The 21,630-nt window shown below is 56.4% G+C and carries 18 protein-coding genes; 14 read left to right on the plus strand and 4 right to left on the minus strand.

The window, feature by feature from the left end; translation table 11 throughout:
- Position 1: 1 nt before the first annotated feature.
- The 5 genes from ACZYUB_RS04445 to ACZYUB_RS04465 all read left to right on the plus strand — a co-directional run bounded on the left by ACZYUB_RS04445 (position 2) and on the right by ACZYUB_RS04465 (position 4,411).
- Positions 2-796, plus strand: a complete 795-nt coding sequence (locus ACZYUB_RS04445; RefSeq protein ID WP_463945873.1) for a thiazole synthase — start codon at positions 2-4, stop codon at positions 794-796.
- Between the two features lie 9 nt (positions 797-805).
- On the plus strand, positions 806-1,921 hold the full coding sequence (gene thiH, locus ACZYUB_RS04450; protein WP_463945874.1) for a 2-iminoacetate synthase ThiH: 1,116 nt from the start codon (positions 806-808) through the stop codon (positions 1,919-1,921).
- A gap of 197 nt (positions 1,922-2,118) precedes the next feature.
- Positions 2,119-2,463 (plus strand): STAS domain-containing protein, encoded by a 345-nt coding sequence (locus tag ACZYUB_RS04455; RefSeq protein ID WP_463945875.1) that lies wholly within the window; start codon positions 2,119-2,121, stop codon positions 2,461-2,463.
- A complete protein-coding gene (locus ACZYUB_RS04460; protein ID WP_463945876.1) occupies positions 2,460-2,891 on the plus strand; it encodes an ATP-binding protein in 432 nt (143 codons plus the stop codon). The genes ACZYUB_RS04455 and ACZYUB_RS04460 overlap by 4 nt, the downstream gene beginning before the upstream one ends.
- 131 nt (positions 2,892-3,022) lie before the next feature.
- Entirely contained in the window at positions 3,023-4,411 is a 1,389-nt protein-coding gene (locus ACZYUB_RS04465; RefSeq protein WP_463945877.1) for a sigma-54-dependent transcriptional regulator, read from the plus strand.
- Positions 4,412-4,435: 24 nt separating this feature from the next.
- Here the strand turns inward: ACZYUB_RS04465 and ACZYUB_RS04470 are convergent, their stop codons facing one another.
- The gene (locus ACZYUB_RS04470) at positions 4,436-5,515 is read right to left on the minus strand and encodes a glycosyltransferase family protein (RefSeq protein ID WP_463945878.1); all 1,080 of its coding nucleotides are present in this window, start codon (positions 5,513-5,515) and stop codon (positions 4,436-4,438) included.
- 344 nt (positions 5,516-5,859) lie between these two features.
- On the opposite strand from ACZYUB_RS04470, the gene ACZYUB_RS04475 reads away from it, so the two are divergent.
- The 4 genes from ACZYUB_RS04475 (at position 5,860) to rnd (ending at position 12,050) form a co-directional block, all read left to right on the plus strand.
- Complete coding sequence (locus ACZYUB_RS04475) at positions 5,860-6,966, plus strand: FIST signal transduction protein (protein ID WP_463945879.1); 1,107 nt, start codon at positions 5,860-5,862, stop codon at positions 6,964-6,966.
- A 2-nt stretch (positions 6,967-6,968) separates the two neighbouring features.
- The gene (locus tag ACZYUB_RS04480; protein ID WP_463945880.1) at positions 6,969-8,972 is read left to right on the plus strand and encodes a response regulator; all 2,004 of its coding nucleotides are present in this window, start codon (positions 6,969-6,971) and stop codon (positions 8,970-8,972) included.
- Positions 8,973-9,161: 189 nt separating this feature from the next.
- The gene (gene fadD, locus ACZYUB_RS04485) at positions 9,162-10,889 is read left to right on the plus strand and encodes a long-chain-fatty-acid--CoA ligase FadD (RefSeq protein ID WP_463945882.1); all 1,728 of its coding nucleotides are present in this window, start codon (positions 9,162-9,164) and stop codon (positions 10,887-10,889) included.
- Positions 10,890-10,937: 48 nt separating this feature from the next.
- The gene (rnd, locus tag ACZYUB_RS04490) at positions 10,938-12,050 is read left to right on the plus strand and encodes a ribonuclease D (RefSeq protein ID WP_463945884.1); all 1,113 of its coding nucleotides are present in this window, start codon (positions 10,938-10,940) and stop codon (positions 12,048-12,050) included.
- Positions 12,051-12,118: 68 nt separating this feature from the next.
- On the opposite strand, the gene minE is transcribed toward rnd, so the two are convergent.
- The 3 genes from minE to minC are packed head-to-tail and all read right to left on the minus strand — an operon-like array spanning position 12,119 to position 13,942.
- Complete coding sequence (gene minE / locus ACZYUB_RS04495; protein ID WP_463945886.1) at positions 12,119-12,400, minus strand: cell division topological specificity factor MinE; 282 nt, start codon at positions 12,398-12,400, stop codon at positions 12,119-12,121.
- 3 nt (positions 12,401-12,403) lie between these two features.
- A complete protein-coding gene (gene minD / locus ACZYUB_RS04500; protein WP_463945888.1) occupies positions 12,404-13,216 on the minus strand; it encodes a septum site-determining protein MinD in 813 nt (270 codons plus the stop codon).
- A gap of 21 nt (positions 13,217-13,237) precedes the next feature.
- On the minus strand, positions 13,238-13,942 hold the full coding sequence (gene minC / locus ACZYUB_RS04505) for a septum site-determining protein MinC (protein WP_463945890.1): 705 nt from the start codon (positions 13,940-13,942) through the stop codon (positions 13,238-13,240).
- Positions 13,943-14,047: 105 nt separating this feature from the next.
- Between minC and ACZYUB_RS04510 the strand changes: the two genes are divergently transcribed.
- The 5 genes from ACZYUB_RS04510 to uca all read left to right on the plus strand — a co-directional run bounded on the left by ACZYUB_RS04510 (position 14,048) and on the right by uca (position 21,582).
- Positions 14,048-14,329, plus strand: coding sequence for a YcgL domain-containing protein (locus ACZYUB_RS04510; RefSeq protein WP_463945891.1), 282 nt, complete (start codon positions 14,048-14,050; stop codon positions 14,327-14,329).
- Positions 14,329-15,291 carry a lytic murein transglycosylase gene (locus ACZYUB_RS04515; RefSeq protein ID WP_463945893.1) on the plus strand — a complete coding sequence of 321 codons (963 nt, stop codon included), beginning with the start codon at positions 14,329-14,331 and terminating at the stop codon, positions 15,289-15,291. Before ACZYUB_RS04510 ends, ACZYUB_RS04515 begins: the two co-directional genes overlap by 1 nt.
- Before the next feature lie 11 nt (positions 15,292-15,302).
- Positions 15,303-15,746 carry a YcgN family cysteine cluster protein gene (locus ACZYUB_RS04520; RefSeq protein ID WP_463945930.1) on the plus strand — a complete coding sequence of 148 codons (444 nt, stop codon included), beginning with the start codon at positions 15,303-15,305 and terminating at the stop codon, positions 15,744-15,746.
- 335 nt (positions 15,747-16,081) lie between these two features.
- Positions 16,082-17,914: an allophanate hydrolase gene (gene atzF / locus ACZYUB_RS04525; protein ID WP_463945894.1), complete on the plus strand. Its 1,833-nt coding sequence runs from the start codon at positions 16,082-16,084 to the stop codon at positions 17,912-17,914.
- Positions 17,915-17,928: 14 nt separating this feature from the next.
- Positions 17,929-21,582, plus strand: coding sequence for an urea carboxylase (uca, locus tag ACZYUB_RS04530; RefSeq protein WP_463945896.1), 3,654 nt, complete (start codon positions 17,929-17,931; stop codon positions 21,580-21,582).
- Positions 21,583-21,630 lie beyond the last annotated feature (48 nt).

Raw genomic sequence — 21,630 nt, forward strand, 5'->3', positions numbered from 1 at the left:
CATGGCTGACCAATCGAGGACGACACCGCTGATCATTGCCGGTCGGCGATTCGGCTCCCGGCTCTTCACCGGGACGGGTAAGTTTGCCTCGGCACAGATGATGTCGAGCGCGATTGCGGCATCCGGCTCCGAGCTGGTGACCATGGCCTTGCGCCGGGTTCAACTGGAGAGACAGGACGAGCAGATCCTGGCGCCCTTGACGCAATTGGGGGTACATCTGCTGCCGAACACCTCCGGGGCCAGAACGGCAAAAGAGGCTGTCTATGCTGCTCATCTGGCCCGTGAGGCCCTCGGAACGAATTGGGTGAAGCTGGAGATCCATCCCGATGCGCGCTACCTGATGCCCGATCCCCTTGCCACTCTGCAAGCGGCCGAGCAACTGGTGGCCGATGGCTTTGTGGTGTTGCCTTACTGCAGCGCGGATCCCGTGTTGTGCAAGCATCTGGAGGCGGTGGGGTGTGCGGTTGTGATGCCACTCGGGGCAGCGATTGGCTCAAACCAGGGGCTCAGCACCCGGGAGATGCTGAAAATCATCATCGAGCAATCTGGCGTTCCTGTGGTGGTTGATGCCGGCATTGGGGCTCCTTCCCATGCGGCCGAGGCCATGGAGCTGGGGGCGGATGCGGTCCTGGTCAATACCGCGATTGCCGTCGCCAGCCAGCCGCAGCAGATGGCGCAGGCGTTTCGTCTAGCCGTCGAGGCCGGAAGGTTGGCCTATGAGGCGGGTCTGGCGTCGAGGCGCATGGTGGCCGAGGCATCCAGCCCATTGAGTAGTTTTCTGGCTTCCTTAAGCTGAGGAGTGGCGATGAGCTTTTACGATATCTGGCAACAGCTGGATTGGACAGGGTTGCAACAGGCCATCACGGAATCAACCCCGGCGGATGTCGAGCGGGCCTTGCATCGCGAGCGCCGGGATCTGACGGATTTTGCCGCGCTGATCTCGGTCGCGGCCGAGCCTTTTTTGCCGCAGATGGCGGCCGAGGCGGAGCGATTGACGCGGCAGCGCTTCGGACAAGGTGTCAGCATGTATTTGCCGCTCTATTTGACCAATCTATGTGCCAATGACTGCAGTTATTGCGGTTTTTCCATGAGCAATAAACTCAAGCGCAAAGTCCTGGATGAGGAGGAAGTTCGTGCCGAATGTGCGGTGATCCAGCAGATGGGCTATCAGAATCTATTGCTGGTCACCGGTGAGCATGAGACCAAGGGGGGGATGGACTATTTCCGGCGCATGTTGCCGGTCGTCAAACCCTATGCCAGTTACCTGATGATGGAAGTTCAGCCCCTCGACACCGAAGAGTATCGCGAGCTGATTGAATTAGGGCTGGATGCAGTCATGGTGTATCAGGAGACCTACCATCCAGCCACCTACGCCGAACACCACCTGCGAGGCAAGAAGCAGGACATGCGTTGGCGGATGGAGACTCCGGATCGACTCGGTGCGGCTGGCATCGACAAGATCGGACTGGGCGCTCTGCTCGGGCTTGCTGATTGGCGTACCGACTCCTTGATGCTGGCCCATCATCTTGAGTATCTGCGCAAACGCTACTGGACCAGTCGCTACTCGATGTCGTTTCCGCGGTTGCGTCCCTGTACCGGCGGTTTCAATCCTGGACATCCGATGAGCGACCGGCAACTGGTGCAACTGATCTGCGCCTGGCGGTTGCTGGATCCGGAATTGGAGCTCTCGCTCTCAACCCGTGAGTCGGCTGAGTTTCGTGATGGCGTGATCCCGTTGGGGATCACCAGCGTCAGCGCGGGGTCCAGTACCCAACCCGGGGGGTATGTCCGCCCTCAACAAGAATTGGAACAATTTGCCATTCATGACGATCGTCCCGCCCGGCGAGTGGCCAGTTCAATCCGCGATGCTGGCTTGGAGGTGATCTGGCGTGAAGCCAGTGCGCGGGACTGGAGTCGATAACTCATAGTGCTCTGACGTTGCAAAATGCAGCCCGAGGGTCCTGGTGTTGCAATTTGCACAGCAAAAAGCCTCTCCGGAGGCTTTTTTTGGATCAATTTTCCCCGAAACGGCTCTTTGGGGCCTGGCATGACCTTTGCGATAGCCTCAGGAGTTGGCAAGCAAAGCGCAGACTGTCTGCGTACTCGTGGAGGTTCATCATGAAAAACCAGCTGTCCTTTTTGGAGTCGACTCAAGTCCTGACTCTGGAAGGGGACTTTGATGCTCTGGCCTGTGAAGAGTTAACGCCGATCCTGGAACGTATGCCGGGATGCGCGGAGGAGGTGCTGGTCGATATGAGCCAAGTGCACTTCATTGATTCATCCGGCATCGGAGCCTTGGTGTTTCTCTACAAACGATTGCTCAACGCCGGTTGTTATCTGCATCTGGTGTGTAGACCCGGTCAACCCAGAGAGCTGCTGCGACTGCTGCATATCGATCGCAGTGTGCCTTGCTATGGCTCGGTGACCGATTATCAGCAGGGGATAACGGATGGTACCGTATGAGTGTGTATCCTGGCGCTCGGCTCATCTGGCAATGCCATGGTTGCGCGACGCTTCAGGGGATCCGTTTTTTGCGCCAGGAGTTGGCGGCTATGCTGGTGACTCTGGGCATGGCGCCTGACTGCCAACAACAGTTACTGCTGGGCATCAGCGAGCTGATGACCAACGTGGTGCGCCATGCCAAGCCATCAGCCCATCGAATACATCTCGTCCTGTGCCGGCAACACAAGGTCATCTGGTTGCAGTTGGAGGATGACGGTGGCGCCTTTGATCCCATCAGGCACGCTCATCTGGCCTACCGAACCTGGCATCAGGGGGCGAGGTTGCGGGTCTCGGGCTATGGCCTGGCGTTGTTGAGGGCCACTCTTCCGGCACTACGCTATCAACGCGTGGTGGGTACCAATCGCTACAGCTTGCCACTGGCCGCATGAAACAACGGTTGGTGAGGCCTCGGCCAACTATGATCCCATTAACACAAGCAGAATAAGACGCTGCTCTTGCTTGTTGTTGCTCCAGCTCTCTGTTAGACCCAATAGAGCAACCTGTTGACCGGAGCATCGTCATGACTTCTTCTCGTCCCCTGATTTTTTTGGTTGAAGACAGCCTGACCCTAGCCTTGCTGTATCAGGATTATCTGCGTAGCGAGCCGTTTGACGTGGTGCATTTTGCCCGGGGATTACCGGTTCTCGAGCAACTGGAAAAACAGTTGCCCCAGGTTGTGCTGCTGGATTTGGAACTGCCGGATATCTCGGGGATGGAGATACTGCGTTTTATCAATGAACGACATATTCCCTGTACCGTGGTGATGGTGACAGCCCATGGCTCGGTAGATATAGCGGTCGATGCCATGCGTCAGGGCGCCTTTGATTTTCTCACCAAGCCATTTGATGGCAAGCGATTGTGCACCACGGCGCGTAACGCGGCCCGCCACCAGCAACTCACCTATCTGGTCGAGACCTATCGCGCCAACTATGACCGGAATGAGTTCGGTGGCTTCATTGGTGGCTCCCTGGCTATGCAGGGGGTCTACCATATGTTGGAAAGCGCGGCCCCGAGTAAGGCTACTGTCTTCATCACCGGGGAAAGTGGTACCGGTAAAGAGGTGTGTGCCGAAACCCTACATAAGCTCAGTCCGCGGCGAGATCAACCATTGGTGGTGCTCAATTGCGCGGCTATTCCGCGGGACTTGATTGAAAGCGAAATCTTCGGTCATGTGAAAGGGGCATTTACCGGTGCGCTCGCCGATCGGCTGGGGGCCGCGGCGCGCGCGGACGGTGGAACCCTTTTCTTGGATGAAATTTGCGAGATGGAGCTGGATCTGCAAAGCAAGCTGCTGCGGTTTATCCAGACCGGGAGTTATCAGCGGGTCGGTGGTAGCAAGCTGGATACGGTGAATGTGCGCTTTGTGTGTGCGACCAATCGGGATCCCCTGGTCGAGGTGCAAGCCGGACGTTTTCGTGAGGATCTCTACTATCGTTTGCACGTGATCCCGGTGGTGCTACCACCGCTGCGGGAGCGGGGTGAGGATGTGTTACAGATTGCCCGGCAGTTTCTCCGCCAGTTTTCTGCCGAAGAGGGCAAGCACTTCACCGGCTTCAGTCATGAAGCTGAATCCATACTGCTCGGCTATACGTGGCCGGGTAATGTCCGTCAGTTGCAGAATGTCATCCGCAATGTTGTCGTGTTGCATGAAGGGGATGTGGTGCAACCGGGCATGTTACCGCCGCCCTTGAATCAATGGATCCCCGCTGAGCGTTTCACTCGGGAAGCTCCCGCTGATTTACCCGTTGCAGACTCACCGATCCGGCCCATGTGGTTGGTGGAAAAAGAGACGATCGAACATGCGATTAACCAATGCGGGGGTAACATTCCTCAGGCTGCCAGCCTGCTGGAGTTGAGCCCCTCGACCATCTATCGCAAGCGACTGGCATGGGAGTCCGGGGAGCATTAACCGGATGGGAGTAATCTGCTCTTGTCATTGCATGCTATCGAGGAGCAGGCCCAACTCATCCGCGTCCCAGTGTTTCGAGCTGGATCCGGAGGGTGAGTTAATCCTTTGTTCCAGGCCCGAGCCACGAGGCGGTGTCACCGGGTTATGTGAAGGATGTGGGGGTGGCCCTCCGACTATGGGGAGTAGTTCGCACAGCTCATGCATGGTATCGATCCGGCTGAGCAAGGGCTTGAAACACGGAAGTCCCTTAAAATGAGCCGTCACGACCAAAGGATTATCACTGCGCAAGGCCCACTCCAGTTGCAGGGGAGGACATTGGCAGATTTCTGCCGTGTTGTGGTAAGGCATCAGGGTGACTTGCCAATGTTGCAGATAAGCCGGTAACTGTTCGACACTCTTTTCTCCGAGCCAGAACACGTTACGTTGCTGCAACAGGCGATCCAGATGCGGACTCTGACGGGGGCCGATCAAGACCCAATACCAGTCGGGACGGCGTTTAGCTGCGCTTTCCAGTAATTCCCAGTCCAGTTGTTCCGACAAGGGACCATGAAAACCGATGATGGGGCGCCCCTTGGGCAGGTCACGAGGACGAGATTGCCAGGAGGTCTTGTTTTCATGATGCAGCAACACCGTCTTGTAGGCGGGTAACTTGGCCGCCTGTTGCCGGGAGGGGGCAATCAGCAGACTGGCTTTGGCGATCAGTTGCGTTTCAAGCCACTGCGCCGAATCGTCATCTGGCCGGGGGAGCGAGTATTCATCCCGATAATAGACGATCGATTGAATTCCTAAATTTTCTGCCAGACGGTTGGCGTCCGGATTTAAAAATACCAACACGGGGGCATGCATGTTCAGGTAGTGCTGGGTATCGCGAATTTGCTTTGCCAGCCAGAATTGACGCAGCCCCTGCAACCAAGAGATGTCGCTGCCGAATGGCGAGCGAAGATTCAGATGGTAGATGGGGGATGGGGCAGTCTCGGAACCGGCACGGGTAGCAACCCATAACACCTTGCGACTCTTGGCCAGGCGTAAAAACAGCTCCCGGCTGGAAGCTGGGCAACTGAGCCAATCGGTAGCGATAATAATCAGATCTCGTTTTTGTTTCATATGTGCCCCCAATCCCGCTAGTGATGAAGCCGGGTATACAGGATTAAGCAGGAATGATGCCAAGATGTGGCCGTGAAATTAATGGTTATATTTCATATTGATAGATATTTCTGATGCAAGAGTGGCGGAGTGGACGCCGCTGCAAATTGCAAATTGCAGTGACAGATCGCGAATCGCAGATTGGGGTGTTCTCATCAAATCCTGCGGCCAGATGTGATCCTGTTTGAAAAATGACAAGGTTTAGTGGCGGGATTGTCGACTATGGGTGAAACAATAACATGGGCATGAGTTAGTCCACATGGGGATGGTCTGAGGCTATGAATGAGTCAGAGCAAGGAGTGGTTATGCAGATCGCGTTTGTAGCCGAAGATTCTTTAGCCGACATAGAGCACCATCTTCGCAGCCTGCTGGCCAGATCTGATGTGAATGGTATTTTGCTCATGGTCGCTTCCGGGAATACATTCCCTGCTTCGTCTCTGGAGCCGTTGCTCACGCATGCCAACAAGCCGATTTTTGGGGGCATTTTTCCATCTGTGATGTGGGAAGGCGAGCAGTATGGCACCGGAGCCGTGATGCTGGGTCTGAGCTGTGAGGTTCGTTGGGCGGTTCTTGAGGATTTGCATCAGGAGAGCCTGGAAGCCTCCTTGCAGGAGGCTCTAGCGCTGGATGATGGCGCGCGCGAAACGCTGTTTACCTTCGTTGACGGTTGTTCCGGTGAGATCAACAAACTGATTGCAGCCCTGTTCAATCAATATGGATTGGAGCTCAATTACATTGGCGGTGGATGTGGAACCGCATCTTTCGAGTCTGTTCCTTGTGTCATAACCCCGTTGGGTGTGTTGCAGAACGCGGCCGTTCTCGCACTGGCGCGTTGTCATAGCGGTGTTGGCGTGGCTCATGGCTGGCAACCGATCTCCGGGGCTTTCAAGGTCACCGAAGCCGATGGTAATCGGATTATCTCTCTGGATTGGATACCGGCGTTCGAGGTGTATCGGCAGGTGGTTGAATCCCATGCTGGAGTCTCGTTCGCAGAAGCCGATTTTCGTGATCTGGCCAAAGCCTACCCGTTTGGTATTGCCAAATTGGGTCAGGAGATGGTGATTCGGGATCCAGTGCAGTGTCTCGACGGCAGCTTGTTATGTGTCGGCGAGGTGCGGCGAGGCGCCTATGTTCATGTGATGCATGGTAAAGCCGCAGAGCTGATCCAGGCTGCACGCCAAGCCAGTGAGCTGGCATCGACATCATTTGGCCAGTCCAGTCCCGGAGCCATGCTATTTGTTAACTGTGTCTCTCGCTCCCTGTTTTTAGGAACCGATTTTTCACACGAAATGGCGGCGGTACGTCAGAGTGGGTTGCCGATGATGGGGGCGCTAACCTTGGGGGAGATCGCCAACAGCGGGCAGGATTATCTGGAGTTGTTTAACAAGACATCGGTTGTGGGGTTACTCTGAACATGGCCAATACCAGTCTGATCGAACAGGAAGTTCTGCACGAGATCGCGATGTCGATTGGCATCAGCCTTGATTTGGGTGACATGCTGCGGGAGTGTTTACCTATCTTCGTCCGGGGATTGGGTTGTTGTACGGCGGCTGTCCTCTTGCAGGATGGGGAATGTGGTTTCTTCACCCCCAAATGCATATTGCCCCATGCGGCCATGCGCAACCGTGGTTTGCATCAGGCCATGGCCAAGGCCATCGACTTGCATACCTCGGATCAGGCGTTTGCCATCCCGCTTATGGAGCAAGCCGAACAGCATCTTTACTATGCTTGGCGCCTCAAAGAAACCGGCATTCTGCTGTTAGGGCGTAGCAATGCGTTTGCCTATCCGCTGTATATGGAGGTTGGCCCTTTGGTGGACAAGCTGGCTTTCGCCATCCAGGCCTGCGAGCAATATGACTCGCTCCGGATTGCCAAACAAGCCATGGCCAAGGCGCGAGACGAGGCCGAATCGGCGAATAAGGCGAAAAGTTATTTTCTGGCCACTATGAGCCACGAGATCCGGACCCCTCTCAATGCGGTACTCAATCTCTCTGAACTTCTGGCCGAAACTCAGCTCAGTGATCAGCAACATCGTCTACTCAACGGCATCTGTTCGGGAGGACAGGCGCTGCTGCAACTGGTCAATGATGTGTTGGATTTTTCAAAAATAGAGGCCGGGAAGCTGGAATTCACCCCCGAGCCCTTTCACTTGGGCTCACTCCTGGACGGGGTGCGGGATCTATATGGTAAACAGGCAACCGAGAAGGGATTGAGCTTCGAATTTAAACTGGATCCACAGTTACCGGACGTGATAGAGGCTGATCCTTCCCGTCTGCGGCAGATCCTGCACAATCTATTATCGAATGCCCTCAAATTCACCGACCACGGATTCATTCGCGTTGCTGTGACTCCAGAGCCTCTGGCTCCCGGGGCGCAGCAGTTGCGTTTCATGGTGGAAGATAGCGGGATTGGTATCGCCGAAGAGCACCAGGCGGGTTTGTTTCAGGAGTTTCATCAGCTGGATTCTGGTCTAAACCGCCGCTTTGGTGGGACGGGTCTTGGCCTTGCGATCGTGGCTCGACTAGTAGATGGCATGAAGGGCACCTTAGGGATGAGTTCCCGCCTGGGGGAGGGAAGCCGTTTTTGGTTTGTGCTTCCGGTGTTGACCACCCGCACCCTGACAGCCCCTCATCCACTACCTCTGCCCACGCCAGGCGGCAATATTCTCCTGGTGGAGGACAGTCCTACCAATCAAATGGTGGCTTGTGCGTTGCTAGAAAAGCTGGGCTGCCAGGTGACCGTTGCCGAGAGCGGGGCCCAGGCGATTGCCGCGGTACAAGGTCAAGTGTTCGATCTGGTTCTGATGGACATTTCTATGCCGGGAATGGATGGCATGGAGGCCACTCGGCGGATCCGCCAGCTGGGGGCAGACTATGTGCAACTGCCTATTGTGGCGATGACCGCTCATGCCCTTGCGCAAGACAGAGCCAGCTGCCTGGCGGCGGGAATGAATGATTACCTGAGCAAGCCGCTGCAACGGGAACGACTGCAGGATGTGGTCAGCCGGTGGTTAGGGCCGACTCCACTCACGGGTCATCCTGCACCCGAGCCGCCAGCGACCTGGATTACCTCTCCAATCCTGGAGCTCAGCATTCTTGAGGGCTTGCAGCAGGAAACTACGCCGCAAGTGCTCCTGCAGGTGGTGGAGTTATTTATTCAAGAGGTCGGAGAGCATGGCAAGGCGCTTGACTCCGCGCTTGACACCATGGATCTGCAGGCGGCGGTCGCGCCAGCACATGCCATCAAGAGTAGCGCCGGTGCCTTGGGGGCTATGGCCTTGTTCCATGCCGCTTCTGCGTTGGAGTCGGCTTGTCGGCTCGCACACGTCGAGATGGCAGCACCGTTACTGCACGATATAACCCCGCTGATCCAGCAAACGGTTACTCGGCTGCAGCAGCATTTTCAGCCGGTCTGCTAAAAGTCCCTCTGACTGGCGAAATTCCATGCAAGTGTGGATTTGTGCGGCAAAGTTGGGGAAATTCTGCGGAATTTTATCGACCAGCCGGCAGATCCCAGTAAAATTCCCGCTTTTTGCGACGCGAGATTTTCGCTCGCGTTGCTTGTTAACAGCTGATTAACAACTAGCCTTAGTGCAGGAGTTAAACATGTGTTTAATTCACCTTTGGGCGATGAAGAAGAGCAGGAGTATATCGTGGAAAAGTTTTGGCTGAAGCGTTATCCCGCAGGAGTTCCGGCCGAGATCAATCCTGACATCTATCCCTCATTGGTGGAGATGTTCGAGGCGTCTGCCGCACAATATGGCGATCTGCCGGCCTATATCAATATGGGGCAGACTCTGACGTACCGTGGCCTGGAGCAGCAATCCAGAGCCTTTGCCGCTTATCTACAGCACGAGTTGAAATTGCAGAAAGGGGATCGGGTTGCCCTGATGATGCCCAATCTGTTGCAGTATCCAATAGCCTTGTTCGGGGTTTTGCGTGCCGGTCTCATAGTGGTGAACGTGAATCCTCTGTACACCCCCCGGGAGTTGGAGCATCAGCTGAAAGATTCCGGTGCCAAGGCCATCGTGATCGTATCGAATTTTGCCAACACCCTGGAGCAGGTGGTGTTCAAGACGGGCGTGCAGCATGTGATCCTGACTCGCATGGGCGATCATCTCGGGTTTGCCAAGGGCACACTGGTGAATTTCGTCGTCAAATACATCAAGAAGCTTGTTCCCAAGTATCACTTGCCCAATGCCATCTCTTTTCGAAGTACCTTGAATAAAGGACAGCATCTGCAATACATCAAACCGCGGATCCAGTCCGGGGATATTGCCTTCTTGCAATACACAGGTGGTACAACCGGGGTGGCCAAGGGCGCCATGCTGACCCACCGTAATATGCTGGCCAATGTCGAGCAGTGCCTGGGGGTGTATGGCCCGGTATTGCATCAAGGACAGGAGTTGGTGGTCACGGCCCTGCCGCTGTATCACGTCTTTGCGTTGACGGTGAATGGCCTGTTGTTCATGCGCTTGGGCGGCTGCAACCTGCTGATCACCAATCCGCGGGATATTCCCGGTTTTGTCAGTGAACTGAAACAATATCAGCCGACCTGCATCATAGGGGTGAATACATTATTCAATGCGCTGTTGAATAATGAGACATTTTGTCAACAGCCGATGCCCAATTTGCGCTTGGTGATTGGCGGGGGTATGTCGGTGCAGCATGTGGTCGCCGAGCGTTGGCAAGCCACCACAGGCACCAAGCTGCTCGAGGGTTATGGTCTGACCGAATGCTCGCCCCTGGTTTCGGTCTGTCCCTATGATCTGGAAGGGTACAACGGTTCGATTGGTCTGCCGGTTTGTTCCACCGAGGCGCGGATCGTTGATGATGAGGGGCGGGAGATACTGGCGCTGGAACAATCCGGTGAATTGCAGATCCGCGGCCCGCAGGTCATGAAGGGGTACTGGCAACGGCCGGAGGCTACGGCGGAAGTCATGAAAGATGGCTGGTTGAGTACCGGGGATGTGGTGGTGTGGCAGGAGCAGGGATTCATCCGTATCGTTGATCGTAAGAAAGATATGATCCTGGTCTCCGGTTTCAATGTGTACCCGAATGAAGTCGAGGATGTAGTCGCCATGCATCCCAAGGTGTTGGAGGTGGCTGCGGTTGGCGTACCTAGCTCACAAACTGGCGAGATGGTGAAGATTTATGTGGTCAAGCGTGATGCCTCGTTGAATGAGGCAACCCTGATTGCTCACTGCCGTAAACATTTGACTGCGTACAAGGTGCCGAAGCTGGTAGAATTCCGCGCTGAATTGCCTAAATCGAATGTCGGCAAGATATTGCGTCGTGTCTTACGCGATGAAAGTGTCAAACCGCCGGCCCCTTGAGACGGTATTGCGACCACCGCTCGTTGCTTCAAGTCACATGGATTGACCATGCACTACCAAACTATTATTCACGCCGAGGCGCTCGCCGCCTTCTGCGCCGAATTAGGCGCCGCGCCGCTGGCGATTGATACTGAATTCGTTCGTACCCGCACTTACTATCCCCAGCTGGGTTTGGTCCAGTTATTTGATGGTCAACAATTGGCGCTGATCGATCCGGTGGCGATCTCCGATCTATCGCCCTTATGGCGCGTGTTGCAACGGCCCGAGCAAATCACTGTGCTCCATGCGGCCAGTGAAGATCTGGAGCTGATCCATCATGAAGCGGGTGCCATGCCGTTTCATACCCATGATACCCAGTTGGCGGCGGCGTTTACCGGCTCCGGGTTGTCAATCGGCTTTAATGCCATGACCCAGGAGTTGTTACAGGTAACGCTGGATAAAGATCAGGCTAGGACCAACTGGTTGGCGCGGCCCCTGACAGACAAGCAGCTGGACTATGCGGCAGCCGATGTGTTCTACCTGCTTCCTATCTATGAAAAACTGCTGGAGCGTTTACGGCAGGAAGGGCGTATGGCTTGGTTCGAAGAGGAGTGTGCCGCGCTGGTGGAGCGTAAACGCCCTCAGGAGCTGGGTGAGCAAACGTATAAGGACATTGGCAATGCCTGGCAGTTGGGTCGTCAGGAATTGGCGGTATTGCAACGGTTGGCGATGTGGCGCGAGAGTGAGGCCAAACGGCGGGACCTGGCGTTAAACTTTGTGGTCAAAGAGTTGCACCTGTTCAAATGTGCCGAACGTATGCCGAAGACATTACGGGATCTGGAGCAACTAGGTCTGTTGCAACCGGAGATCCGTAATCATGGCAAGACACTATTACGCCTGATTGAGGAGGCACAAAATAGTGATCCCCAGAGCTGGCCCCAGCGGCTACAACGATTGGTCGATTTCCCGCACTATAAATCCGAACTCAAGCGCTTGCGGGCTAAAGTGGAAGCTGTGGCTAATGCGCAGCACTTACCGGTTGAGTTGTTAGCCTCGAAAAAGACTATCCACCAATATCTGAGCTGGCTTTGGAAATGTGCCGACGAGCAGAAGCAGGATGGCAAAATGCCGCGTTTGCTGACCGGTTGGCGCAAAGAGTTGCTGGGTGATTTGAGCCAATAGCCTTCCTACCAAGCATCACAATAAAAAAGCGCGGTATTCCGCGCTTTTTATATGGTTTGCTCAACGAATCAATCGTCGCTGTCGTCACCGGGTTTACGTTCACCACCCAACATGATGTTGAGCTCCAGAACGGACAAGTCATCTTTCTTGTCCAGTTGGACACTGACTTGATCCGGGCTGATTTCCACATACTTGCGGATTACATCCAGCAGATCCTGCTTCAGCTGGGGTAGGTAATCGGGGCCACCCCGAGTACTGCGCTCATGGGCGACAATGATCTGCAGGCGCTCTTTGGCTACCCGGGCCGTGTTTTCTTTGCGCGGACGCAGGAAAAAATCGAGTAATGACATGGCTTAGCTCCCAAACAAGCGAGACAAGAAGCCTTTCTTCTCCTCGACCAGGAAGCGAAAATCACGCTTCTCACCGAGAAGACGGGCAACTGCGTCGTCATAGGCCTGACCAGCATCGGACTCAGCGTCCAGAATAACCGGCTCACCTGCGTTAGAAGCTCGCAGGACGGAAGGGGATTCGGGGATCACTCCGAGCAGCGGAATGGCCAGAATTTCTTGCACATCTTCCACGCTCAACATGTCGCCCCGATTGACTCGATTAGGCGAGTAACGGGTCAGCAACAAGTGCTCTTTGATGGGCTCCAAACCCAGTTCAGCACGGCGAGATTTAGAGGCCAGGATCCCCAGGATCCGGTCTGAATCACGCACGGATGAAACTTCCGGGTTAGTGGTGACGATCGCTTCATCTGCAAAATAGAGTGCCATCAAGGCGCCGGTTTCGATACCAGCTGGGGAGTCGCAGAGGATATAATCAAAGCCCATCTCCTTGAGCTTGCCAATCACTCGCTCGACGCCTTCGCGATTCAGAGCTTCCTTGTCGCGAGTCTGCGAGGCGGGAAGAATGAATAGATTTTCCACGCGCTTATCTTTGATCAACGCCTGATTCAGATTTGCTTCATCATTGATGACATTGACAAAGTCATAGACGACACGGCGTTCGCACCCCATGATGAGGTCCAAATTCCGTAAGCCGACATCGAAGTCAATGACCACCGTTTTGTATCCGCGCTGCGCCAACCCAGTGCTGATGGCAGCACTACTGGTGGTCTTACCAACGCCGCCTTTTCCCGAAGTTACGACGATAATACGAGCCATGGGTGCTTTCCTTGTAAACCGTTAAGACTGCAATTTTTCGAAGATAAGCTTATCTTGCTCCAAACGGATATGAACGTTTTGTCCCGTCATCTCCGCAGGAAGCGCGTCACTAAGCTGGTAGGTGCCAGCGATGGATACCAATTCGGGATCCAGCTCCTGGCAGTAAATGCGAGCTTGGGTATTGCCTCGGGCGCCAGCCAGAGCACGACCTCGCAGTGAACCGTAAATATGGATACTGTCGTCGGCAATGACTTCTGCGCCATTACCTACGGTGCCGATGATGACCAAAGAGCCACCCGCAGCGTAAATTTGTTGTCCAGAGCGGACATTACCATGATGCACCCGGGTTGGAACCAGCGTTGGTTCATCACTTTTTTCAACCGTAACAACAGGTTCCGGTGCGACAGATGGTGCCACCACTTTACCTGCGGTCATCACGGCAAGCCCCGCGGCTTTAGCGGCGACTTTTGTGGCTTCATCGCGAGCGCCACTGACACCAACCAGAACGAAATCTTCCCGTTCGATGGTCTCTTTCAAGGCTTCAAAATCAGGAGTGTTTTCCAGACGTTCGACGTTCACCACCAGCGGGGCGAAGTTGAAAAACTGGGGCGCTTGCGCCACCTTGGTTTCCAACAATTCCTTGATTTGCTGTGGATCTGTATCTGTCAAATGCAAGACAGACAGGGTGAAAGTACTACCCTTGAGTTCAATGCCGGTATCGGCCATTTACAGCACTCCGTTGACGAGGAAAACCCTTATAGTTATTGAGTTCCACATGGTATAGTCAGCCACCATTTCAGGCAATAAACCCCGTGAATTTTAACGCGATCCATGATCTGTGCCGTATATAAAAGTCCCAAAAAAGACGCGACCTATCTCTTTGTGGAGCGTCGCGATGATTTTTCACGCATCCCTGACTCCTTGCTGACGATTTTCGGCAAGCCGCAATTTGTCATGCTGCTTTCACTCAAACAGACTCGTCCACTCGCATTTGTCGAGCCCGAACGCTTACTTGAAGCACTGGCCATGCAAGGTTACTTCTTGCAATTACCCCCACCAGAGCCGGACTTGCTCAAACAGCACCGCCAACAGTTAGGACTGGATAAGGTTTGATGAAAAAACTATTACTTGTGGCGGGTTTGCTCTTAGCCGCACCCCTGGAGGCTTCTCCTACAGTTTCATTTTCTGACTATGTGCAGAATTTGAAACAGGAGGCCAGAATGCAAGGTATCTCGGCTACAACCGTAGACGCGTCTTTTGTCGATGTGCGCTTTATCGAACGCGCTGTGAAGAATGACCGCAATCAGCCGGAATTCAAACTGACTCTGGACACGTATCTCCCCAAGGCTGTTCCGGATTGGAAGGTGCGTCAGGCGCAGCAGCTATACCGCAAGCATTATGCCTTGTTGCAGCAGATCGGCGAGCAATACGGCGTGCAACCGCGTTTTATCGTCGCACTTTGGGGCATCGAAACCAATTTTGGCAAGCTGACCGGCAAGTATTCACTGATCTCGGCGCTCAGCACCCTGGCCTATGAAGGGCGGCGTGAGGCCTTCTTCAAAAAAGAGCTGTTTGCAGCCCTGCGCATCATCGAGCAGGGACATGCTACACCAGATACCCTCAAAGGCTCCTGGGCTGGGGCCATGGGGCAGGTACAATTTATGCCCAGCTCATTCCTCGCCTACGCCGTGGATCAGGATGGTGACGGTCGAAAAGATCTCTGGCATAGCCAGGCTGATGTGTTCGCCTCTGCCGCTTACTATCTGCAGCAGCATGGCTGGAAAGGGGAAGAAACTTGGGCTCGCCGCGTGCGCGCCCCGCAAACCCTGGATCCGGCTCTGGTTGGCTTGACGGTCAGTAAGCCAGTCAGTGAGTGGCGCGCCTTGGGGGTGGTCAATCTGGACGGCTCATCCTTACCTGCTGTTGCCCAGCAAGCATCGCTCGTGATGCCGGATGATAAAGAGGGCAGAGCTTACCTGGCTTATGACAACTACAAGGCGCTGATGGGCTGGAACCGCTCTAACTATTTTGTGGTGGCTGTGGGCTATTTGGCCGATCGGATTGTGAGTAAATGATGACGCAAGCAATGCAAAACAGTCGATTCTGGGAAGAGAAGAGCCTGGAGCAGATGAGCCAGAGCGAGTGGGAATCCCTGTGCGATGGTTGCGGCAAATGCTGCCTGGTCAAACTCGAAGATGCCGATAGCGGTGAGCTGATCTTCACCAACGTCGCCTGTGACCTGCTGAATCTTAAAACCTGCCAATGCGGGGACTACCCCAATCGCTTCAAGAAGATGCCGGATTGTCTGCAATTGACCATCGACAAGATTGCCGAATTTCACTGGTTACCGACCACCTGTGCCTACCGGCTGTTAGCAGAGGGCGATCCGTTACCGGTTTGGCATCCACTGCTGACTGGCAGCCGATCCGCTATGCATGCGGCTGGCCATTCCATTCGCAATAAGGTGATCCACGAGCGCTTTGCCGGTGAGTGGGAAGATCATATCGTCACCTGGCCCTTGGGCTTCTAAGTTGCGACGACCAATCTGGTTCTAAAAAATGAAATTTCAAGCCGACCACTGCGTCGGCTTTTTTGTTTCTGCCATCGTGCCTGATGGATGTGCCATTTAGGTGCAGAGCCACTTGCCTCCCTATTATCGCGCACCAGATGCTTTCACTGTGCCGCAGTTCAGTGCAAAGGAATTACTCGCCTATTGCGGGGAATATGACTAACAATTGCTTGGCAGTGAAACATAACCAATTGAATTTAAACAATATAAAAATCAGTTAACTCTTGAGTCATCTTTTGGCATGCGACTTGTAATACCTGCTTGTATACAAGTTGGAATGCTAAGTGGGTGCAGGGATGAGAACAACGGGATGGACGATTCACGAGTGGCAACAGGCTTACCGCCAAGAAGGCGTTCAGGTCATGGATCTGCTGGCCCCCTTGGTGGCGAGCCTCTCGGCTGAGGATAACGCCTGGATCAGCTTTATCACCGCTGAGCAGCTGGAGCTGCAAGTGAGCGATCTAGCGCAACGTCTGGCGGCGGTGCAACAGGATTTCTCCCGGTTACCTCTGTACGGCATCCCGTTCGCGGTCAAAGACAACATCGATGTCGCAGGATTGACCACTACCGCCGCCTGTCCGGCCTTTGCCTATCACCCCACTCAGGATGCCACTGTGGTGGCACGCCTGAAGGCCGCCGGGGCCATAGTCATCGGTAAAACCAATCTGGATCAGTTTGCCACCGGCCTGGTCGGCACTCGCTCTCCCTATGGTGCCGTCGCCAATACCTTCGATAGTGCCTATATCAGCGGCGGCTCCAGCTCGGGCTCCGCCTCTGTGGTCGCGCGCGGCCTGGTGCCCTTTGCCTTGGGCACCGATACCGCAGGCTCCGGTCGCGTGCCAGCGGGATTTAATAATCTGGTGGGGTGGAAACCGACGCGCGGCGCGTTTAGCACCACAGGAGTCTTGCCCGCCTGCCGCTCACTGGATTGTGTCTCCATCTTTGCACTGACCGTGGCGGATGCCCAGTTGCTGGCGGCGCAGATGAGTGCCTTCGATGCCACCGATATTTATTCCCGTCCACAACCCGTAACGCCGCTGCGCCCCAGCTGGGGGGCCCGTCCCCGGTTAGCCATGCCAAGCGTCATGGAGTGGCACGGTGATGAGCAGCAGGCGACTGCCTTCGAGCAGGCCTGTGCAGCGCTGCGGGCTCAGGGCGCCGAGCTGACTCCCATCGACTTTTCCCCCATGTATGCTCTGGCGCGCTTGCTCTATGAGGGGCCCTGGGTGGCGGAGCGTCATGTGGTGCTGGAATCCTTCATGGCCGAGCAGGCGGATCAGATGGACCCGACGGTAGCCTCTATCGTCGCCCAAGCCCAAGGACAAAGCGCCACCGCGGCGCATCGGGCTGAATATCAGCGCATGGCGCTACAGCGCCAGATCTTGAACGTCTTCAACGAGTTTGATGCCTTGCTGGTTCCGACGGCGCCGTTGTTGCCAACTCAGGCTCAGGTGGCCGAGGCCCCGGTGACGGTCAACTCCTGGCTGGGGGCCTATACCAATTTCGTCAATCTGGCCGATTGCAGCGCCCTGGCGCTACCAGCCGGGTTTCGAGCCGATGGCTTGCCGGCCGGCATCACCCTGATTGCTCCAGCTTGGCAGGAGTCCGCCATGGCCGAGTTCGGTCAGCGTTGGCTGCAGCAGTTACAGCTGCCATTGGGGGCGACTGCTCGGGCTTTACCGTCAGTGGATGACCGCCAACCGGCAGCATGCGGCGCCGACTTTTATCCGATTGCCGTGGTGGGGGCCCATCTGTCCGGCATGCCGCTCAATCATGAATTGACCAGCCGCGGCGCCTATCTGCTGGAGCGTACCCGCAGTGCCAGCCATTACCAACTCTACGCCCTGGCCGGGAGTGTGCCGTCCAAACCGGCGCTGGTCGCGGCTACTGAGGCCGAAACAGCCACTGCCGCCATCGAGCTGGAGCTCTGGGCGCTGCCCAAGAGTCAGTGGGCCGATTTTCTAGCCGGGATCCCGACGCCGCTGGGGCTGGGAACCGTGCTGTTGGCCGATGGCCGTCGGGTCAAAGGGTTTATCTGCGAGCCGGGTGCTCTGGCCGGGGCTCGCAACATCACCGAATTTGGCGGCTGGCGGGCTTTTATCCGCAGCTTGAATGCCACTGCTCACTAAAAAGGAATTTGCCGATGTTTACCAAAGTCTTGATTGCCAATCGCGGAGAGATCGCGGTCCGTATCATCCGAACCCTGCGTCGTCTGGGGGTAAAGAGTGTCGCCGTCTACTCCGATGCCGATCGTCACTCCCTGGCGGTGCAATTGGCCGATGAAGCGGTTGCTTTAGGGGGCAATAGCCCGGCCGAGAGCTATCTGCGCGGCGATTTGATCCTGGCGGCGGCCAAAGCGACCGGCGCTGAGGCGGTGATCCCTGGCTATGGCTTTCTCTCGGAAAATGCCGGTTTTGCCGAGCAGTGTGCCGCGGCGGGCATCGTCTTTGTCGGGCCTACGCCGACCCAACTACGGCAATTTGGCCTCAAGCATGAGGCGCGCGCTCTGGCCCAAGCAGCCCAGGTGCCACTGACCCCCGGCTCAGGGTTACTGGATTCGGTGGCCCATGCTCTGAGTGAAGCCGAGCGGGTCGGTTATCCGCTGATGCTCAAGAGCACGGCAGGCGGTGGTGGCATCGGCATGACCCGCTGTGATAGCCCGGCTGAGCTGGAGGCTGCGTTTGCCTCGGTCAAGCGGCTGGGTGAGCAGTTCTTTAACGATGCTGGCTTGTTTATCGAGCGTTTCGTGGAAGCCGCCCGCCATGTGGAAGTGCAAATCGCAGGCGACGGGCAGGGCACAGTGGTGGCTCTGGGCGAGCGGGATTGCTCCTTGCAGCGCCGTAATCAAAAAGTAGTGGAGGAGACCCCCGCTCCGGGTCTGCCAGCCGTGACGCGCCAGCGCATGCTGGCCGCCGCCGTGAGTCTGGGGCAGTCGGTGGGGTACCAGTCGGTCGGGACCGTGGAGTTTATCTATGATGGCCAGCGGGATGATTTCTACTTTCTGGAGGTCAATACCCGCCTGCAGGTTGAACACCCCATCACCGAACGGGTGACGGGGATCGATCTGGTGGAGTGGATGCTGCTGATTGCCGCCGGGACACCACCGGATATGCAGCAGTTGCCTGAGCCTCAAGGGGCGGCCATCGAGGTCCGTCTGTATGCCGAGGATCCGCTGAAGAACTTCCAACCCTCACCAGGCACACTGACCGAGGTGGTATTCCCGCCTCAGGGGCCGGATCTGCGGGTGGATGGCTGGATAGAGCAGGGCTCCGAGGTTTCAGCCCACTATGATCCCATGCTGGCCAAGCTGATCGTGTATGGAAAGGATCGCGCCGAGGCTATCGAGCGACTGCAACAGGCGCTGGATCAGACCCGTCTTGGCGGTATCGCCACCAACCTGGATTATCTGCGTCAGATCAGCCGTTGGGATCGCTTCCTGGCCGGAGATGTGGCCACCCAGGCGCTCAATAGTGTCACCTTCCTGCCCGCAGCGGTGGAGGTGGTCGTCGCCGGTACCTATACCACGGTGCAGGATTATCCAGGTCGTGTCGGTTACTGGGATATCGGGGTGCCGCCTTCCGGCCCCATGGATGACAGAGCCTTCCGTTTGGCCAATCGCCTGGTGGGTAATAGTGCCGATGCGGCAGGCCTTGAGTGCACCATTCTCGGCCCCAGCCTGCGTTTTCATACCGATACCGTGATTGCCCTGACTGGAGCCCCGTCGCCCGCCACTCTGGATGGCGATCCGGTGGCCTACCACAGTGCGATTGCGGTCAAGGCCGGGCAACTGCTGGTGCTGGGCAAGGTGGCCCAGGGGTGTCGCAGCTATGTGGCGATCCGTGGTGGACTGGATCTGCCGGTCTATCTGGGTAGCCGTGCTACCTTCGCATTGGGCCAATTTGGCGGTCATGCCGGTCGTCCCTTGCGGATTGGCGATGTATTGCCTCTAGCCGCACAGATAGCGGCCGAACCCTTTACCGGCACCTTACCTGAGTTGCTGCAGCCCGGATTTGGTGAGTTCCCCGCCGCCGTTGAGGGTGGTCTGGTCTGGGAAATTGGCGTGCTCTATGGTCCTCACGGCGCACCGGATTTCTTCACCACCGACTCTATCAACCAGTTCTTTGCCACCGAATGGCAGGTGCACTACAACTCCAACCGTCTGGGAGTGCGTCTGGTGGGGCCCAAGCCGAGCTGGACCCGCACCGACGGTGGCGAAGCGGGCCTGCACCCGTCGAATATCCATGACTGTGAATATGCCATCGGTAGCATCAACTTCACCGGGGATATGCCGGTGATCCTGACCCATGATGGCCCCAGCCTGGGTGGTTTTGTCTGCCCGGTGACCATCGCCAAGGCCGAGCTGTGGAAAGTGGGCCAAGTCAAACCTGGCGACAAGATCCGCTTCAAGGCAATGAGCTTTGATGAGGCTCTCGCGCGGGAATTGGCCTGGGATGGCGCCATCGACGTGCTGCAAGCCCCTGAATTGCCCGCTCATCATTCGGCCAGCTTGCAGCCTGATCACACGGTCTCGGCCTGCGTGATCAATGCGCTACCCGCGTGCGGCGATCATCCCGGCGTGGCGTATCGGCAGGCGGGTGATAAATACATACTGCTGGAGTATGGCGACAATGTGCTGGATCTGCGGTTGCGGATGCGCATTCACGCCCTGATGGAATCGCTCAAGGCCACACCCGTGGTTGGTATTGCCGAGTTGGCACCAGGCGTGCGCTCCTTGCAGATCCGCTACGACAGCCGGGTGATCCATCAGCAAGATCTGATTGCCGCTCTGTTGGAACGTGAGAGCCAACTGCCGCCGGTCAGCAGCTTGCAGGTCCGTAGCCGTGTGGTGCACCTGCCCATGGCCTTTGAAGATTCCGCCACTCTGGATGCTGTGGCTCGCTACCGCCAGTCGGTGCGGGACACGGCCCCATGGCTACCGAATAACGTCGATTTTATCCAGCGTATCAATGGGCTGGAGAGCCGCGAGCAGGTGCGTGACATCCTGTTTGATGCCCGCTACATGGTGCTGGGGCTGGGGGATGTCTATCTGGGGGCTCCCTGTGCTGTGCCTGTGGATCCGCGCCATCGCCTGCTGACCTCCAAATACAATCCGGCCCGCACCTATACCGCGGAAGGGACCGTGGGGATTGGCGGCGTCTACATGTGCATCTATGGCATGGACTCGCCCGGCGGTTATCAGTTGGTGGGGCGTACCCTGCCGATCTGGAACAAATTCCTGAAAAATCCGCAGTTTGCGGCTGGTGAGCCCTGGCTGTTGCGCTTCTTCGACCAGGTGAAATTCTACCCGGTCAGCGAGGCGGAGCTGGATGTGTTGCGCGAGCAGTTCCGCGAAGGCAAGGCGCAGATCCGCATCGAGGAGGAGATCTTCTCCCTGGGGGCCTACGAGCAGTTCATTGAGGACAACCAGCAGAGCATCGACGAGTTCAAGAGTCGCCAGCAGGAAGCGTTCAGCCGGGAGGTGGCCTTGTGGCAGAGCGAGGAGCAGCAGCTGGCCGAGCTGGGCGAAATCACCAGCGAGACTGATGCGAATCCCGACGATCACCATGCCGTCGAGGCCGATATCAGCGGCAACATCTGGAAACTTCTGGTGGAGCCAGGGCAGAGCGTGAAAGCCGGGGAGGCACTGCTGATTGTCGAGGCGATGAAGATGGAATTTGCGATCCATGCCCCGGTCGATGGGGTGGTTAGCCGCATCAGCTGCAAGGCGGGGCGTCCGGTGCAGGCCGGGGATGCGCTGCTCTATATCGAAGCCGGTGAGCCGGAGCTGGTGGACTAAACGGATCTCTCGGTACGCATCGGCATGGCTAATACAAAACAAGGATAA

The sequence above is a fragment of the Pseudaeromonas sp. HNCC25DJ182 genome, assembly GCF_055413365.1.

Coding starts and splice junctions, on each gene's coding strand:
- ACZYUB_RS04460 (WP_463945876.1), top strand. CDS start 2,460: ATGAGTGTGTATCCTGGCGCTCGGCTCATCTGGCAATGCCATGGTTGC.
- ACZYUB_RS04520 (WP_463945930.1), top strand. CDS start 15,303: ATGCAAAACAGTCGATTCTGGGAAGAGAAGAGCCTGGAGCAGATGAGC.
- ACZYUB_RS04455 (WP_463945875.1), top strand. CDS start 2,119: ATGAAAAACCAGCTGTCCTTTTTGGAGTCGACTCAAGTCCTGACTCTG.
- ACZYUB_RS04465 (WP_463945877.1), top strand. CDS start 3,023: ATGACTTCTTCTCGTCCCCTGATTTTTTTGGTTGAAGACAGCCTGACC.
- minC (WP_463945890.1), bottom strand. CDS start 13,942: ATGGCCGATACCGGCATTGAACTCAAGGGTAGTACTTTCACCCTGTCT.
- ACZYUB_RS04480 (WP_463945880.1), top strand. CDS start 6,969: ATGGCCAATACCAGTCTGATCGAACAGGAAGTTCTGCACGAGATCGCG.
- uca (WP_463945896.1), top strand. CDS start 17,929: ATGTTTACCAAAGTCTTGATTGCCAATCGCGGAGAGATCGCGGTCCGT.
- ACZYUB_RS04445 (WP_463945873.1), top strand. CDS start 2: ATGGCTGACCAATCGAGGACGACACCGCTGATCATTGCCGGTCGGCGA.
- atzF (WP_463945894.1), top strand. CDS start 16,082: ATGAGAACAACGGGATGGACGATTCACGAGTGGCAACAGGCTTACCGC.
- minD (WP_463945888.1), bottom strand. CDS start 13,216: ATGGCTCGTATTATCGTCGTAACTTCGGGAAAAGGCGGCGTTGGTAAG.
- ACZYUB_RS04475 (WP_463945879.1), top strand. CDS start 5,860: ATGCAGATCGCGTTTGTAGCCGAAGATTCTTTAGCCGACATAGAGCAC.
- ACZYUB_RS04515 (WP_463945893.1), top strand. CDS start 14,329: ATGAAAAAACTATTACTTGTGGCGGGTTTGCTCTTAGCCGCACCCCTG.
- minE (WP_463945886.1), bottom strand. CDS start 12,400: ATGTCATTACTCGATTTTTTCCTGCGTCCGCGCAAAGAAAACACGGCC.
- ACZYUB_RS04470 (WP_463945878.1), bottom strand. CDS start 5,515: ATGAAACAAAAACGAGATCTGATTATTATCGCTACCGATTGGCTCAGT.
- rnd (WP_463945884.1), top strand. CDS start 10,938: ATGCACTACCAAACTATTATTCACGCCGAGGCGCTCGCCGCCTTCTGC.
- thiH (WP_463945874.1), top strand. CDS start 806: ATGAGCTTTTACGATATCTGGCAACAGCTGGATTGGACAGGGTTGCAA.
- ACZYUB_RS04510 (WP_463945891.1), top strand. CDS start 14,048: ATGATCTGTGCCGTATATAAAAGTCCCAAAAAAGACGCGACCTATCTC.